The following is a 16,370-nucleotide window of genomic DNA, read 5'->3' as shown; positions in this document are numbered from 1 at the left end:
ATGCTACAAATTTTATTTCATTCCCTTATTTTTCTGTTATGCGCAGTATATTACATCAAATCGCAGAAATTGTGTTAAAGATACGCATATTGTATAAAAAATATCTGCTTTTTTCGACATAAAAAAGCCTCTTGTCCATCACCGGACAAGAGACTTTCGAAAAAATCATTTTATTTTGTAAGAACCATCAGAATATCGTTGCTTCTCTTGACGAATTTTGTCATTTCTTCTGGTGAAAGCTGTTTATGACTCATCATAGCCAGATCATAAAGCTGCTCACAGATCACCGGAACATGCTCGGATTCCTGATTCTCAGCTACGAATTTTACAAGTGGATGATTAGCATTAAGTACCAGTACTTCCTGTCCGCCGAACATGTTCGGATCCATTCCGTACATATTATACATCTTCATCATATCCTGCATACGGCGACTCTCCTCCGGAAGAGTGATCATCGCTGCAGTTCCTTCGTTTTTCAGTTTCTCAACTTTCACTTCCAGTTTATCTTTACCGAGGTTCTTGCGGAATACATCTGTCAACGTCTTAACTGTAGTCTCATCTGTCTCGCCGTCCTCACGAAGTTCTTCTGTCAGATCTGCATCAATTCTCTTGAACTGTACAGTCTGATCCTGCTGTTCCAGATGAGAAATAAACTGAGAATCGATCACATGTTTCAGGATCACAGCATCCTTGCCTGCCTCCCGGAACATATTGATATACTGGCTCTGCTGAACCTCATCTGTCACATAATAGATAACTGTCTTCGGAGCTTCCTCCTTCTTGTTTTCCTCAGATGCCTTCTCCTCAGATTCTTTCTCTGCCTCTTTTATCTCTTCTTTCCTGTTCTCTTCAATGCAGTCTTTCAGAGTGAGATATTTGCCATCCAGGTTCTTAAAGAGAATATAATCATTCATCTTCTCTCCGAATTTAGCATCTTTGATGCATCCGAATTTAATGAACGGGCTGATATCATCCCAGTATTTCTCATAGGATTCTCTGTCAGTCTTGCACATTCCAGTAAGCTTATCCGCAACTTTCTTGGTAATATACTCGGAGATTTTTCTTACAAAACCATCATTCTGCAGGGCAGAACGAGAGACATTCAGTGGAAGATCCGGACAGTCGATCACACCTTTGAGAAGGAGCAGGAATTCCGGAATAACTTCTTTGATATTATCTGCGATAAATACCTGGTTGTTGTAAAGTTTGATAGTTCCCTCAATGGAATCATACTCTGTTCTGATCTTCGGGAAATACAGGATACCTTTCAGGTTAAACGGATAATCCATGTTCAGATGGATCCAGAACAGCGGCTCTTTGTAATCCATAAATACCTTGCGGTAAAATTCTTTATACTCTTCATCTGTACATTCATTCGGATGTTTCATCCACAGCGGGTTGGTATCACTTAAGGATACCGGACGTTTATTGATCTTTACTTTATCTTTTGCAGGAGATACTTCTACGACTTCTTTCTCACCTTTATCGTTCTCTTGCTCCTCCGTCTTAGCTTCCTCATGAATGTGCTCAACTACCACATCATCCTCACGGAGATCTGCCTCATCAATTGTCTCATATTCTTGCTCTGCATTAGCTTTGGAAAGGTAGATGTTTACCGGCATAAAAGAACAGTATTTCTCAATAACCTCTCTCATACGGTATTCATTGGCAAACTCCAGGCTCTCTTCATTCAGGAAAAGTGTGATCTCAGTCCCCGGTACTGTCTTATTTCCATCTGCCATCTCGTACTCTGTACCGCCATCACAGGTCCAGTGAACCGGTGCGGAGCCTTCTTTATAGGAAAGTGTATCAATGTGTACTTCATCTGCTACCATAAATGCAGAGTAGAATCCAAGTCCGAAATGTCCGATCATCTGATCATCTGTTGTCTTATCCTTATATTTCTCAAGGAACTCTGTAGCACCGGAAAAAGCGATCTGGGTAATATATTCTTCTACCTCATCTGCTGTCATACCGATACCATTATCAATAAATTTCAGAGTCTTCTGATCCGGATCTACAATAACATTGACAGCTGGCTTGTAACCATCAGGGAATGTGTAATCACCCATAACTTCCAGTTTTCTCAGTTTGGTGATCGCATCACATCCGTTTGAGATCATCTCCCTTACAAAAATATCATGGTCTGAATATAACCACTTCTTGATAATAGGGAAAATATTTTCACTGTTGATTGATAAACTTCCATGTTTTGCTGACATGTATGTCACTCTCCTTTTGTTCTTATTCCTTATGTTCCGGCGAACCGGAAACTTGTTTCTGTTTTTTTAATAAATATATACTAATACGACTTTTTGCAAAAGTCAAGCAAAATTTAGCACTCGCCAATTTTGAGTGCTAGTAACAATTTTCACATCTTCTGTTCTACATATCAAAAACATCCCTGCATTTTTCATGCAGGGATGCTGGTTTATCCGTTATCTGTTTTATTTTTTATTTTTTCGGTACACAAGGATTCCGCCAATGCACGCAGCTGCAGCTACAAGAATGATCGCAAATGGAACGATTGGTGTACTATCTCCTGTCTGTACTGCTGATTTCTTATTTGTTCCGGTAACAGAAGGATTTGGTGTAATTGTTGCAGTCACACTAGCTGCCTGTGATACATTAAAAGTAACTTTTTTGGAAGATTCGCTTCCTGTATTCTCCCATTTTGAACCATTGTATTTCTGCTGCTTAAACGTAACAGCAAGAGTATACTGTCCTGCTTTGCTTACACGGAAAGTAGCAGTATACGGAGCTGCATCCCAGGTACGTGTTTCTGTGATCTTCCAGCTTCCCGGCAGATATCTTGTATCTCCCTTCTTCGGGCTTTCATTATCCATACCTGCGCCAACCGCTGTAAATGTGATCTTGCTGTTTGTATCATACTTGCCATTGGCATCAATACCTGTGATCTTATTCTCTGTTTCTTTGGCCTGAGTACCTTTGTATGCTTTTACTGTGACACTCACGGCAATAACAGTACTGATATTATCCGGATTCTTCACTCCATCCGGAAGTATAACAGTACCTTTGACATTAAAAATCTGCCTGTCAGCAGAAGACGGGTTGTAAGAACAACCTTTTACATCCCATTTTACAGATGCTTTCGTTTCACCTTTTGTTGTTGTGATCTTCACTGTTGATGGAAGTTTCAGTGCCTTCTGAGATTTCTCAGTTCCATTAGGAAGATCCTTGATGTCTGATGGCTTTTTGATTCCTGTAAGATTATTGGCAGTAACTGTTTTCTTGGAAACGCTGAAATGAGCATTCACATAGCAGCTTACGTTTCCACTGTTGAAAACACTGATATCTTCCAGATATTCACCCTGAGTAAGTCCGTTCTTAGGCTGTACGGTAAATGTTGCACTGCTGCCTGTGGAAAGCTCCAATGCAGAAAGCTCTCCAATGATATAATAATCACTCCCTGGCTGCTTCAGCGTAATGCTGGTATTTCCTGTATTTGTTACTGTAACAGTCTGCACTGCCGGTGCATTCTTGTATCCTTCTTCAGAAGTTCCAAATTCAAGGCTCTCCGGACTGATGGAGAGATCGTATACAGGCTGTGGTTCTGTCACTGCAAAAGATACAGAAACCGAAGTCAGTGTATTGCCATCAATATCTTTTACACTGATTCTGCCATTGTATTGATTTGCGGAAAGGCCGGTTTTCGGCTGTACTGTAAATGAAGCACTCTCATCAGGATTGATAACTTCTGACGTGATCGTTCCTACTTCATAATTGACAGCTGTCGGCTGTGCCAGACGAACAGCCACAGTGCCTGTGTTGGTGACAGTGATCGTCTTTGCCTCCGGAGCTGTATCATATCCCTGTTCCAGGCTGCCGAAATCCCATTCAGCAGGATCCACACTCACAGATGGCTCCTCTTTAACAGCTTCCTTTACGCTCACCCTGGCAGTTACTGTTGCTCTGGCTGCTTCATCTTCTTCGACAGAAAAAACAATTTCATCTTCATAAGGATTGCTCTGAGCAGAAAGACCCTTCTTCGGCTGTATTGTAAACATCTGCTCTTCTCCGGATGCAAGCTGGATATTTCCCTCTGTTTCCACTGAAGTTACCGGTGTAACATCAAAATGATCTGCTGTCGGCTGTACAAGTGTTACATTTTCTGATCCATCATTACAAATGGTAACTGTACGTGTTTCCAGTTCCTCATATCCTTCTGTCAGGGTATCAAAAGTAAGCTCTGAATTATCATCTGCCACACTGAGCTTATATGTTTTTTCCTGATCTTTTCCGGAATCCGGTATTTCTCCCGGATCTGTGTTCTGAGCCTCTTTTACTGTGAAATCAGCTTCAAAAGATATATTTACTCCTTCTTCTGTTTCATAAGTAATAGTATCTTTGTATTCTCCGACAGAAAGTCCCTCTCTTGGTACTATCCATGCAGTTGTGGTCTCCCCGGCTTTCAGTGGCTGGTCATCGATATCCGCCACCATGAAATGATCCGGCGACATGTTTTTGAAGTTCAGTTCACCAGTTCCGGTATTCTTAATGGAAACATACTGCGCATCCGGAATTACTGTATATCCCTCTTCTGCAGAGCCAAAATCCAGAATACCGCTTCCATCTTCTGTAGTTATTTCTGCGGAATAAGAAAATTCCTGGGAATCTGTGCCAGCTTCCTCACTGCTGTCATTCTGGGATCCGCTGTTTTCTTCGGTCTCACCGGAAGTTTCACCGGCAGCTTCTGTATCAGCACTGTCTGCAGGATCTGTTTCTGAACTGCTGTCTTCTGAATCTGCTGCTTTTTCCGTTTTTCCGGAATCTTTGGCTTCTTCTTTCTTCCGCTCAGCAAAAGCCTTAGCTTCTTCCTCTGTCTCAGAAACCTCATATGTTGTAGCTGTAAGGCTTCCGCTGATTCCTTTATCCTCTTTTCCTGTTATCTTAAGGACAATCGGAAGTCCAACTGCGGTCTCATCAATCTTATAGCTCTTATCTGTGCTGACCTCTGTAAGAAGATCTCCATCTTTCAGTGACCATGAAAAATCTACAAGATCATCTGTGATCCCCTCCGGTTTCACTTTTGAATAATCGGCGCTTAATGTTGTTCCAACAGCTGCGCTCCCCTTGATCTTAAGTGTTCCATCCAAAGCTCCTGACGGAGCTGCTGACGCAAACACCACAGACGGAATCAGAGTCATCACCATAAGCACAGCCATCACAATTGCCAGTACTCTGTTTTTCCTCATATTCCTTCCTCCTTTACATCAATTTTTTCTCCCCGTATCTCTAATTCATACGCAGAGCTCTCTGTTTGCTGATGCAAGTTTATCATATTTAATTTTCTGCAATGTAATTCACGCTTTACGAAGGATTAGTCAGCCTTCCACAATAAGATATTTACCATCCGGAAGTTTGAATACTTCGCTCTCTTCCTCAAGCTCTTTAAAGGAAAGCCCCTCCACGTCAGCTCCCATTCCGTCCAAGTATTTTTTTACATCTTTAAGGGAATCCAGAACAACAGCCATACAGTCCTCCAGGAATGCCTCTGCCTCCTCAAAATCATCTGCTACCGGCTCATCAAAAAGCCGGCCTTGGTTTTTCAGAAATGTCTCAACATATTCTTTCTTGTACATATCAAAATATCTCCTTTATATTTCCGCCTGCCTGTATCAGTTTTCGAAGCACCGGCGCAACTTCTTCTGTCTCGTAGGCTGCCGCCTCACGTACACCCTGTTTCGCATGCTTCATGGCAAAGCTGTATTTCACAGATTTCATCATTTCAATATCATTGTATTCGTCACCAAAGGCCACACATTCCTCCGGTCCGATTCCAAGAATTTCCTGGTATTTCCGGATTCCCTTAGCCTTGTTGGTAGTAAACGGGATAAAATCCACCCACGCAAATCCCGATGTAACAACTGTACAGCGATCCCCGAACCGTTCTCTCCAGTAACGGATAGACTCTTCTGTCATTCCATTGCGTTCATAAACTGCCACCTTCATACAGGGGTCTGTGATCTCATCCAGGCTTTCTATGATTCTGCACTGATTTTTTACTTCTTCCACCATCAGATGACGGTAATGCTCTGTTTTTGGCATGATATAATAAAAATCTTTTGTAGAGCAGGAAAACTCAGCGTCTTTTTTCTCATGGATTGCCTCAATGATCTCCATTACAAGATCTTTATCAAAGCTGTCGCAATAAAGAAGCTTCTCATTTTGAATTGCAAGACCGCCGTTTTCACTGATAAATGCCATATCATCCCTTACCGGTAAAAAAAGATTCCGCATATTGGCATACTGTCTTCCGCTGGCTGCCACAAAAAGAATCCCCATATCTTTCAGTTCTTTTATCAGGGAAAAAATCTCCTCCGGAATCGTCTGGCTGCCACCTGTAAGAAGGGTTCCGTCCAGATCACTGGACACCATCTTAATCATGATTCTTCTCCTTATATACAGAAAGCAGATCCTTCGGGCCACCGGCAACTACATCTGCGCCGTTTCCTTCCAGTTCCACTCTGTCACGAAATCCCCAGAGTGCGCCAACTGTATACATGCCCGCCGCCTTACCTGTCTTCATATCTGTCTTGGTGTCCCCGATGTACATACATTCTTCTGGTTTTACCCCGAAATTTTCCGCAATCTTTAAAGGGCCGTCCGGTGCCGGTTTTCTGCGGATTCCTTCCTGCTGTCCCATAACTTCGTCAAAAATGTCCCCATACATAGCCTTCACTACTTTCCGTGCGGCGATATGCGGCTTGTTGGAGCAGACTGCCAGCTTCATTCCCTTTGCCTTCAGTTCCTCAACTGTCTCAGGCATATCCTTGTATGGAACCACCTTATATAAAGGATCCTCGTCGAATTTTTTTCGATAGAGCTCTCTTACTTCTTCATAATGAATGAGCTCCGGATCACCAGCATCAATAAGACATCTTTTGATCAGCATGTCTGCACCTTCGCCGCTATAATACCGGAAATTATCTGTCGGCTGAGGTTTCAGTGAGAATTTTTCCATGATCTCATTAGCTACATAAGCCATGGATTCCAGTGTATCTGCAAGTGTTCCGTCCAGGTCAAATATACACGCTTTTATCATTTTTTCATCCTTTCAGGTTTATTCCGTTTTTTTTCGTCTCGTAGATCAGTCTTGCCACAGGCAGGCCTACCACATTGTTGTAGTCTCCCCGGATTCCTTTCACATAGGCTCCCCAGGCCCCTTGAATACCGTAGCTTCCTGCTTTATCCATAGGATCTCCGCTTTCTACGTATGCTGTGATCTCCTCATCTGTTGCCGGGTAAAAAATCACATCTGTACATTCAAAAAATGTAAGGGACTTCCAGCTGCCGTTTTCTTCTGCCAGTATCGTAACGCCTGTATAAACCTGATGTGTATTTCCCTGAAGCATACGGAGCATCTGGACTGCATCTTCTTTGCCGGAAGGCTTTCCTAAAATTCTGCCTTCATAGGATACAATGGTATCGGCACCGATCACTGCAAAACCCTCCGGCACATGACCATTCTGCTTTTCCAGAGCTTTGGCTGTGAACATAGCTTTCTGATAGGAAAGCTCCTCCACGACTTTTGAAGGTTCTGTGCTGGTGATTCGTTCTTCGCCATCAGCTGGCATCACTTCAAATGTTACGCCGACCTGGCTTAAAAGTTCCCGTCTCCGCGGAGATGCGGAAGCAAGTACGATTTTTTTCATCTATGTGTTCCTCTCTTTCCTGTGTTACCAGTATAACCTTTTTCCGGGAGAGGTGCAACCGGCAAAAAAATACACCGGGAAATATACATCCCGGCGTATCTGTTAATCTTTATTTGTTTTCTCAGGCTTTCGGCAGTTTGAAAGAACTCTTCAGGGAAACGATACGGTTAAATACCGGTGCACCTTCCCGGGAATCGTGAATGTCTGCACAGAAGAATCCGTTGCGGACGAATTGATAGCTGTCATAGCCTTTTGCTTTGAGAAGTTCCGGCTCTACGTAAGCACTTGTTACAATGAGGGAATTCGGATTTACATTGAGAGATCCGTCTTCCTTATTGTAAACACCTTTTTCCTCATCTACGATGTTCTCGTAAAGTCTCACCTCAACTTTACCTGCATTGGATGCTTCTACCCAGTGAATGGTTCCTTTTACCTTACGGCCATCCTGAGCATTTCCACCCTTGGTTTCAGGATCATATGTGCAGTGTACCACACGGATCGTTCCGTCATCGTCTGCCTCATATCCTGTACAGGTCACGAAATATGCATTCATCAGACGCACTTCATTTCCAATGTAAAGACGTTTATATTTCTTAGGCGGCTCAGCCATGAAATCATCACGCTCGATATAAAGCTCTCCGCTGAAAGGAATCTTTCTGGTACCCAGTTCTTCATTCTCCATGTTGTTCGGGGCTTCCAGATACTCTACCTGTCCTTCCGGATAGTTATCGATCACAAGCTTGATCGGATCAAGAATTGCCATCATACGCGGACGTTTCAGCTTCAGATCCTCACGGATGCAGTACTCAAGCATTGCATAATCAACAGAGCTGTTAGCCTTGGAAACACCGCAGAGTTCTACGAATTTACGGATGGATTCCGGTGTAAATCCACGTCGACGAAGTGCAGCGATGGAAACCAGTCTCGGGTCATCCCAGCCATCTACGATGCCGTCCTCCACAAGTTTTTTGATATAGCGTTTACCGGTAACAACATTGGTCAGATAAAGCTTCGCAAACTCAATCTGTTTCGGTGGATGCGGATACTCCAGTTCTTTTACAACCCAGTCATAAAGCGGTCTGTGATCCTCAAACTCCAGTGTACAGATAGAATGTGTTACGCCTTCAATAGCATCCTCGATCGGATGAGCAAAATCGTACATCGGGTAGATACACCATTTATCACCTGTATTATGGTGTGTCATACGTGCCACACGATAGATAACCGGATCACGCATATTCATATTCGGTGACGCCATATCAATCTTCGCACGGAGAACTTTCTCTCCATCGCCGTATTTACCTTCGCGCATCTCTTCAAAGAGCTGGAGGTTCTCCTCTACTGTACGGTTTCTGTACGGGCTCTCTTTACCTGGTTCTGTAAGGGTTCCTCTGTATTCACGGATCTGATCTGCTGTCAGGTCACATACAAAAGCCTTACCCTTCTTAATAAGCTTCACAGCCGCTTCATACATCTGGTCAAAATAGTCAGATGCAAAGAAAAGTCTGTCTTCCCAGTCTGCTCCGAGCCATTTCACATCAGCCTTGATGGATTCTACAAATTCTGATTTCTCTTTTGTAGGATTGGTATCATCAAAACGAAGATTGAATTTTCCGTTGTATTTCTGAGCCAGTCCATAGTTTAAAAGTATGGATTTCGCATGTCCGATATGAAGATAGCCGTTCGGCTCCGGCGGAAAACGTGTATGCACAGTGTCGTACACACCTTCTGCAAGATCTTTGTCTATAATATTCTCAATAAAATTCTTGGAAACTGTCTCGTTGTCCATTGATCTCCCTCCTAAATATCATCCTGATGTTTTATCTTATCATAAATTTTGAGTTTTTGAAACCCACAAAAACTGTATTTAATTAAAAGTTTTCTTATGTTTTTACATTTTTACTCGTGTTTTGTCATGATCGTACATTATTGACACTACTATATCGCAGGAATATAATAAATATGTATTAAATTTCATACATTCTAAGGAGGAAAAAGTTATGAAAAAGCACTTCAAAAAATTTCTGACACTTATTGTAGCTCTGGTAGTAGTTTTATCTGCTGTTCCGGTGTCTGCGAAGACTGTCACTGAAACAATGGCAAAAGAATATGTCTATCTTCAGCCTCGTATTGGCTGCAGCAAAATGGTCGGCTCTTTTCACCCGAAACAGAAAGTCAAATTCGCCTATAACAAAAAAATCGGAAAAGTAAAAACTACCCGAAAAGATCTTTATGGTTACTACTGGTATTCTTTCTATCCAACAAAAGCCGGAAAAACAACAGTTACCACCACATACCTGAACAGCTATGATTCCTACAAAACAACATTTAAGGAAACTGATAAATATCCATTTATTATTTTAAATTATCAGAACCCGGTTTCTTCTTCAAAACTTGGAAATACCCGTATTTCCGGAAGCAGATTTAATAAAACTGATAAAATTTATATGAGTTATAATGCCTACTCCAAAAAAACCCAGACCTTCAAATTAACTCCTAAAAAAGGTTGGATTGTTGATCGTGTCCAGATAAAAGATAAAAAAGGATTTGTTACTAAATCTTTTTATGCCGCTTACGGTGATTACAAGCATGCCGGCAAATTTACTTCTGCTAAAGTACGTGCAACAGGTGGAAAGGGAAATTATATTTTATCCATTTATACACGCAATCAGAAAACAAACGCTTGCGTTGAAACCCAGATTGTTTTCAAATAACAACTGTTTATTTCTCAAAAGATACCGCAAAACATCATTACAGATGCTCTTGCGGTATCTTTTTAATTATCCTATATTTCACATAATACTTAGCAGCCTAATACCTGATGAATTTTTTTCAAAATAAACTGTTGACAATATGCCTTTCATCTGATAATATAAACAACTGTGAGCGGTGCAAACATCGCAAAACAAGCTGCTGTGGCTCAGTCGGTAGAGCGTCGCCTTGGTAAGGCGGAGGTCACGGGTTCGATTCCCGTCAGCAGCTTTATTTTTTTGGTTAAATGCTCTAAAAAAACATCCCACAGAATCAATCCGCTTTTATCGGTAATTTCTGTGGGATTTCTTTTTTTATTCCTCTGTGCTGTCTGTCTCGTCTCCGTTCTCAGCAGTTTCCGTCTCTGCTGCTTCTTCTAAAGATTCCTCTGTCTCAGATCCTTCCTCGGAATCCTCCTCAGCTTTATCCTCAACCGATGTTTCTTCTTTCGCTGCATCTACAGTCTCAGATGTTGTCTTATCCCAGTCCTGGAAAACTTCTTTCTCTTCTTTTTCTTCTTTCTTGTCGTCTTCTTCAAAATCGTCAAGATCATCGAAATCATCTTCGAAATCTTCTTCATACGCTTTCTTTCTTGTCACAAGTGCTGCAACTGCACCTGCTGCCGCAGCTGTCAGTGCGCCTACAGCAACCAGTCCCCAATATTTATTGATCTTTGCCATGGTCTTGGTCTCCTTTCTTTTTCCGCTTCTTTTACCCTTTATTGTAATACTTTTATTCTCAAAATGAAAGAGAATCAAGAAGAATTATTCAGAAATATTTTTTTATTTTTTTACGGATTCTGCGCAGTGCATTGTCAATAGATTTAGGTGTTTTCCCCAGGATCTCTGCGATTTCAATGTAGCTATTTCCTTCCAGATACAGATGCAGCACCCGGTTTTCTAGAGAGCTTAAACTCTTTTCCATCTCATTCTCCAAAGCACTTACATTCTCTCTGTCAATAAGGATCGACTCCGGATTATCATGCTCTGCATAAGTATCTCTGAGATCTTCTTCTGTTTCACTGCTGCTCAATGATACATATGTGTTCAACGGCTGATGCTTCTGGCGGTTGGAACTTTTGATTGCACTGTAAATCTGCCTGTCAATGCACAAATTAGCAAAGGACTGAAAAGAAGCCTCCCTGTCCGGCTGGTAATCACGCACTGCCTTAAACAGTCCGATCATACCTTCCTGGATCAGATCATCGGTATCTCCTCCTATGAGGAACATGGCACGGGCCTTTTTTTTGACCAGTCCTTTGTACTTTTCCATAAGATAATCTGCAATAGCGGATTCCCCGGCCCGAAGCCTTCTGATCAGTGTTTCATCCGCTGTTTCATTATATCGGCACATTTTTTCTCCGCACAGCTTCTGCTGTTATATGCTTATTTTGACATTCTCTGTCTTACGATCTCAAAAGCAAGGACTCCTGCAGCTACGGAAGCGTTCAGGGAATCGATATCTCCATTCATCGGGATCGCAGTTGTAAAGTCACATTTTTCTTTCACAAGACGGCTGACGCCGTTTCCTTCGTTTCCGATCACAATACCGATCGGACCTGTCAGATTCTGTCTGTACATCACTTCACCATCCATATCTGCACAAACGAACCAGATGCCTTTTTCCTTCAGCTCATCAATGGTCTGTCCAAGATTGGCTACTTTGGCTACCGGTGTATAATTCAATGCACCTGCAGAAGTCTTCGCTACTGTAGCTGTCAGACCTACAGCTCTGTGTTTCGGGATGATCACGCCATGAGCTCCTGCAAGATTGGCAGTTCTGATGATAGCTCCAAGATTATGAGGATCTTCGATATTATCAAGAAGAATGATAAAAGGAGCCTCTCCCTTATCTTCTGCTTTCTTCAAGATATCCTCTACTGTGGAATAATCATAAGCTGCTACCTGAGCGATCACTCCCTGATGTGCACCAGTCTCACTCATGGAATCCAGACGTTCCTTTGGAACAAATTTCACAATCGTATCATGCTTTCTGGCCTCTCTTGCGATAGTACGCACCGGACCATCCTGGCATCCATCCAGTATAAAAAGTTTATCTACACATTTACCGGAACGAAATGCCTCAAGAACCGCATTTCTTCCTTCTATCATCTCAGTCAACTTTAAACTCCTCCTTCTCAAGTCCTGCGCGGACCAGTTCCAGTATCCTTGAAAAATCCTCTTTCAGATACAGATATCCCATCAGTGCCTCAAAACCTGTGGCACGTCTGTAATCTGCCATAGTAGCATGTTTCGCCATAGTAGCAGAATGAGCATTTCTTCCCCTGCGGTAAACATTTTTTTCCTCATCTGTCAGAAGCGGCTCAATCGCTTCCATCATTCCAGACTGAGCAGACGCTTTTACAAGGCTGCTGGCTTTTTTATGAAGTCGATTTACCGGACAGTTTGCTTTTTTTACAAGGATTGTCCGGATCACAAGCTCGTAAACACCATCCCCGATATAAGCCAGCGTCAGCGGTGAATAAGTCCGAAGATCTGTATCTTTAAGAGCAAACAGCTCTTTAAGACGATTTAAGCTCTCTGCCATTTCACACCTTCTCTTGTATCTTTAAGAATGATACCTTTCTTGAGAAGCTCATCACGGATCTCATCTGCTCTCTTGAAGTCTTTTGCTTTTCTTGCAGCCTGACGCTCCTGAATCAGATCTTCGATCTCTTTGTCAAGGATTTCCTCTTTCTTCTCAATCTTCAGACCAAGTACATCACTGAGCTTGAAAAGCTCCTCATAAAGACCGCCTGCAAACTCTTTGGAACTGTTCTCATCTACATTTGTATTTGCGAATTTGACAAGCTCGAAGATTGCAGCCAGGGCATCTGCTGTGTTAAAATCATCATCCATGGCATCTTCAAACTTGGTAACAAAGCCTTCTGCTTCTTTGAGAAGTTCAAGCTCTTCTTCTGTAATGCTCTCTTTGGCTGCATTGTCTTTACGGTCCTTAAGTTTGCCTGCTGCCTCCAGGATACGCTCCAGAGAGTTCTTTGCAGCTTCCATCAGATCTGCACTGAAGTTTAATGGGCTTCTGTAATGTGCATTCAGCATAAAGAAACGAAGCACCTGAAGATCATACTGCTCACCAATCTGGCGGACTGTACGGAAGTTTCCAAGAGATTTGGACATCTTGCGGTTATCGATGTTCAGGAAACCGTTGTGCATCCAGTATCTTGCAAAAATTTTGCCATTGCAGCACTCACTCTGTGCGATCTCATTCTCATGATGCGGAAAAATCAGATCCTCTCCACCTGCATGGATATCGATCTCCTCGCCAAGATATTTCTTGGACATAACGGAACACTCAATATGCCAGCCAGGACGGCCGTCACACCATGGTGACGGCCAGGAAGGCTCGCCCTCTTTCTTCGGTTTCCAGAGTACGAAATCAAGCGGATCTTCTTTCTGATCTTCGCCGGATACTTTCAGGGAACGGAATCCTGACTGAAGATCATCCAGGTTCTTGTGAGAGAGTTTACCGTATTCCTTAAATTTCTTTACGCGGAAGTATACAGTTCCATCTGCTGCCGGATAAGCGTAGCCTTTATCAATGAGAGTCTGGATCATGTCGATCATTCCCTGGATCTCCTGCGTAGCCTGCGGCGCTGTTGTAGCCGGTTTAACATTCATGTCTGCCATATCTTTCTTGCACTCTTTAATATAGCGTGTGGAGACCTCCTCTGCGGAAACTCCTTCCTCAATGGCTTTCTTGATGATCTTGTCATCTACGTCCGTGAAGTTGGATACATAGTTTACTTCGTATCCTTTATATTCCATATATCTTCGTGCCGTATCAAAAATGATCATAGGGCGGGCATTTCCGATATGGATCAGATTATATACAGTAGGTCCGCAGACATACATCTTTACCTTGCCCTCTTCCAGAGGTACGAATTCCTCTTTTCTCCTTGTCAGTGTGTTAAAAATCTTCATGTTACTCTTCCTCCAATTTCCCGATTCTATACAGGGAGCAGATTGCCTGAGAGGAGATTCCCTCTCCCTGTCCTGTAAAACCAAGGCCCTCTTCTGTGGTTGCCTTGATATTCAGCTGTGATATCTCAATTCCAAGTGCCTGTGCAATGTTCTCTCTCATCTTTGGAATATGCGGTGCCATCTTCGGCTTCTGGGCAATGATGGTTGCATCGATGTTTCCTACTGCATAACCATTCTCTTTCAAAAGTCCTGCCACATGCACCAGGAGCTTCACACTGGAAATTCCTTTGTATGCCGGATCTGTGTCCGGAAAATGTTTTCCGATATCGCCTAGAGCTGCTGCTCCCAGAAGCGCATCCATAATGGCATGTATCAGTACATCTGCATCAGAATGTCCCAGAAGACCTTTTTCCCAGGGAATGTTCACTCCGCCAAGAATCAGATCTCTGTCTTCTGTCAGCTTATGTACATCATATCCCATTCCTACTCTCATCAAACCGTTCATCCCTGCCTTTCCTGCAAAAAAATTTTGAAGTCTTTTATCTGTACTTAATATATCAATAATTTACGGAGTCTCAGAAGGCTCATCCTTCTTCTTGTATACGGTGCAAGTCGGAGACTGTCGGAAACCGCTTCTCCCGGCAATCCGATATCACGGACTCTGCTTACGCACCCGGCCTTGCTCATCATTTCCTGCATATCTGTCACAGCTGGCAGCGCATCAATGATCTGCATGATCTCCGGCAGTGCATCACTGAGCTGTCTTGTGCTGATCGCATCCAGAAGTTCCGGTGCATTCTCCTTCTCGATAGCATTGAGAACACCTTTTTTCCCGAATGTGCTCTGCAGAAATTCCCGGTCTTCCTCTATGTGAGTATGCACTTTACAGGTTTTTCTGCGGATAGCATCTGCAATCTTCTTATATTCAATAAGGGCAACCATGGTTCCTGCTGAAACTTTTTCCCCATGAAGTGCATCCAGATGTCCGTTAAGAACTTCCATATCCCAAAGATGAACAAGATGATGCTCTGCTCCTGATGCTGGTCTGGAATTCCCGGTCATCTGCATGGCAAGCCCTGAAAGTACCAGTGCATACATCAGCTTCTCACAGGCATCTTCCTCTCCTGCTGCAATCTCCTTCAGGTTATCCTTCACCATCCGCAGTGCTCTTGTTTCCAGATTTACCACTTCTGCACAGTAGTATTCATCGGTAAGGAGACTGGATATCTTCCAGTCAGCCAGGGCAATATATTTACCCAAAATGTCCGACACACCTGCTGCTGTAAGTCTCTTCGGTGCTTTCGCAAAAATATCCGTATCTGCAAAAACATAAAGAGGTGCCTCAGCTGTCACTGCTTTCTTCACGCCATTCCACGTCATATCTGCCACTGTAGAAGTAAATCCGTCTGAACTGGCTGCGGTGGGCACAGAAACGAAAGGAATCCGGTACTGATGGGCAACAAATCTGCTGAGGTCATGAATAGTACCTGCACCTACCGCAAGTACAAGATCAATATCCTCTTCCATATAATTTTCCACGATCTCCACAGCTCTCTCATCTGCTTCAAGATCTTCGGCATCCAGGATCAGTACCTGACACCGGTCGTAGATATCTTCCATCAGTTCTTCTGTTACTTTGTAACTGCTGGTGTCACAGATCAGAAGCGGGGAAATATATTCTCTCAGATTTCCGTCTGACATCTCTTCTTCCAGTTTCCCGATAGCTCCCGATTCAATAATGATTTCCTTAACGTCTATGTGGTGCTCCCTCCCGCAGCTGCAAGGTCGGGCAAAATCGTCCGCATCGACTCGCATGTATTTATATCCTCCTGACTTATCTTGATAATTCACAGCGTATTTTATTTTCCGCTGAATGATACAATATTACAGTTTGGTATTATACAGGATTTTTATTTATTACGCAATGATAGAGTTCAACTTGTTTCATCATATAGCAAAAATCCTTTATTTTCAAGGATTTCCGGTGTTTCTACGCCAAACA

At 42.8% G+C, this 16,370-nt stretch carries 15 protein-coding genes and 1 tRNA gene; 2 read left to right on the top strand and 14 right to left on the bottom strand.

Annotated features, from left to right (window positions below):
* Positions 1-170 precede the first annotated feature (170 nt).
* The 7 genes from htpG to AC04Q4_RS01255 form a co-directional block, all read right to left on the bottom strand.
* A complete protein-coding gene (gene htpG, locus AC04Q4_RS01285; protein ID WP_173738982.1) occupies positions 171-2,222 on the bottom strand; it encodes a molecular chaperone HtpG in 2,052 nt (683 codons plus the stop codon).
* Between the two features lie 225 nt (positions 2,223-2,447).
* Entirely contained in the window at positions 2,448-5,216 is a 2,769-nt protein-coding gene (locus AC04Q4_RS01280) for a choice-of-anchor D domain-containing protein (protein ID WP_476388336.1), read from the bottom strand.
* A 129-nt stretch (positions 5,217-5,345) separates the two neighbouring features.
* Positions 5,346-5,603: a glyoxalase gene (locus tag AC04Q4_RS01275; protein WP_173756738.1), complete on the bottom strand. Its 258-nt coding sequence runs from the start codon at positions 5,601-5,603 to the stop codon at positions 5,346-5,348.
* A 1-nt stretch (position 5,604) separates the two neighbouring features.
* Entirely contained in the window at positions 5,605-6,408 is an 804-nt protein-coding gene (locus tag AC04Q4_RS01270) for an HAD family hydrolase (protein ID WP_195454704.1), read from the bottom strand.
* Positions 6,401-7,066 carry an HAD-IA family hydrolase gene (locus AC04Q4_RS01265; RefSeq protein ID WP_476388335.1) on the bottom strand — a complete coding sequence of 222 codons (666 nt, stop codon included), beginning with the start codon at positions 7,064-7,066 and terminating at the stop codon, positions 6,401-6,403. The genes AC04Q4_RS01270 and AC04Q4_RS01265 overlap by 8 nt, the downstream gene beginning before the upstream one ends.
* Positions 7,067-7,070: 4 nt before the next feature.
* Positions 7,071-7,676, bottom strand: a complete 606-nt coding sequence (locus AC04Q4_RS01260; protein WP_173738977.1) for a Maf family protein — start codon at positions 7,674-7,676, stop codon at positions 7,071-7,073.
* 121 nt (positions 7,677-7,797) lie between these two features.
* Entirely contained in the window at positions 7,798-9,465 is a 1,668-nt protein-coding gene (locus AC04Q4_RS01255; protein WP_173738976.1) for a glutamine--tRNA ligase/YqeY domain fusion protein, read from the bottom strand.
* A 211-nt stretch (positions 9,466-9,676) separates the two neighbouring features.
* On the opposite strand from AC04Q4_RS01255, the gene AC04Q4_RS01250 reads away from it, so the two are divergent.
* Together AC04Q4_RS01250 and AC04Q4_RS01245 are read left to right on the top strand one after the other, a co-directional pair.
* Entirely contained in the window at positions 9,677-10,390 is a 714-nt protein-coding gene (locus AC04Q4_RS01250) for a hypothetical protein (RefSeq protein ID WP_476388334.1), read from the top strand.
* A gap of 195 nt (positions 10,391-10,585) precedes the next feature.
* Positions 10,586-10,658, top strand: a tRNA-Thr gene (locus AC04Q4_RS01245).
* 83 nt (positions 10,659-10,741) lie between these two features.
* Here the strand turns inward: AC04Q4_RS01245 and AC04Q4_RS01240 are convergent.
* The 7 genes from AC04Q4_RS01240 to AC04Q4_RS01210 form a co-directional block, all read right to left on the bottom strand.
* Positions 10,742-11,107, bottom strand: a complete 366-nt coding sequence (locus tag AC04Q4_RS01240; protein ID WP_476388333.1) for a hypothetical protein — start codon at positions 11,105-11,107, stop codon at positions 10,742-10,744.
* Between the two features lie 88 nt (positions 11,108-11,195).
* Positions 11,196-11,780: an RNA polymerase sporulation sigma factor SigH gene (sigH, locus tag AC04Q4_RS01235; RefSeq protein WP_173738973.1), complete on the bottom strand. Its 585-nt coding sequence runs from the start codon at positions 11,778-11,780 to the stop codon at positions 11,196-11,198.
* 32 nt (positions 11,781-11,812) lie between these two features.
* Positions 11,813-12,538 carry a 23S rRNA (guanosine(2251)-2'-O)-methyltransferase RlmB gene (gene rlmB, locus AC04Q4_RS01230; RefSeq protein ID WP_476389072.1) on the bottom strand — a complete coding sequence of 242 codons (726 nt, stop codon included), beginning with the start codon at positions 12,536-12,538 and terminating at the stop codon, positions 11,813-11,815.
* Position 12,539: 1 nt separating this feature from the next.
* Positions 12,540-12,974, bottom strand: coding sequence for a Mini-ribonuclease 3 (locus AC04Q4_RS01225; RefSeq protein ID WP_173738972.1), 435 nt, complete (start codon positions 12,972-12,974; stop codon positions 12,540-12,542).
* On the bottom strand, positions 12,959-14,368 hold the full coding sequence (cysS, locus tag AC04Q4_RS01220; RefSeq protein ID WP_173738971.1) for a cysteine--tRNA ligase: 1,410 nt from the start codon (positions 14,366-14,368) through the stop codon (positions 12,959-12,961). Before cysS ends, AC04Q4_RS01225 begins: the two co-directional genes overlap by 16 nt.
* Position 14,369: 1 nt before the next feature.
* Positions 14,370-14,861 carry a 2-C-methyl-D-erythritol 2,4-cyclodiphosphate synthase gene (ispF, locus tag AC04Q4_RS01215; RefSeq protein WP_476389071.1) on the bottom strand — a complete coding sequence of 164 codons (492 nt, stop codon included), beginning with the start codon at positions 14,859-14,861 and terminating at the stop codon, positions 14,370-14,372.
* 56 nt (positions 14,862-14,917) lie between these two features.
* On the bottom strand, positions 14,918-16,183 hold the full coding sequence (locus tag AC04Q4_RS01210; RefSeq protein ID WP_476388332.1) for an iron-containing alcohol dehydrogenase: 1,266 nt from the start codon (positions 16,181-16,183) through the stop codon (positions 14,918-14,920).
* Between the last annotated feature and the right edge of the window lie 187 nt (positions 16,184-16,370).

This window comes from Blautia sp. HA8986 (genome assembly GCF_056504635.1).
The sequence above is the reverse complement of the archived record's forward strand: the minus strand, read 5'-3'. Positions and strand labels throughout refer to the sequence as shown.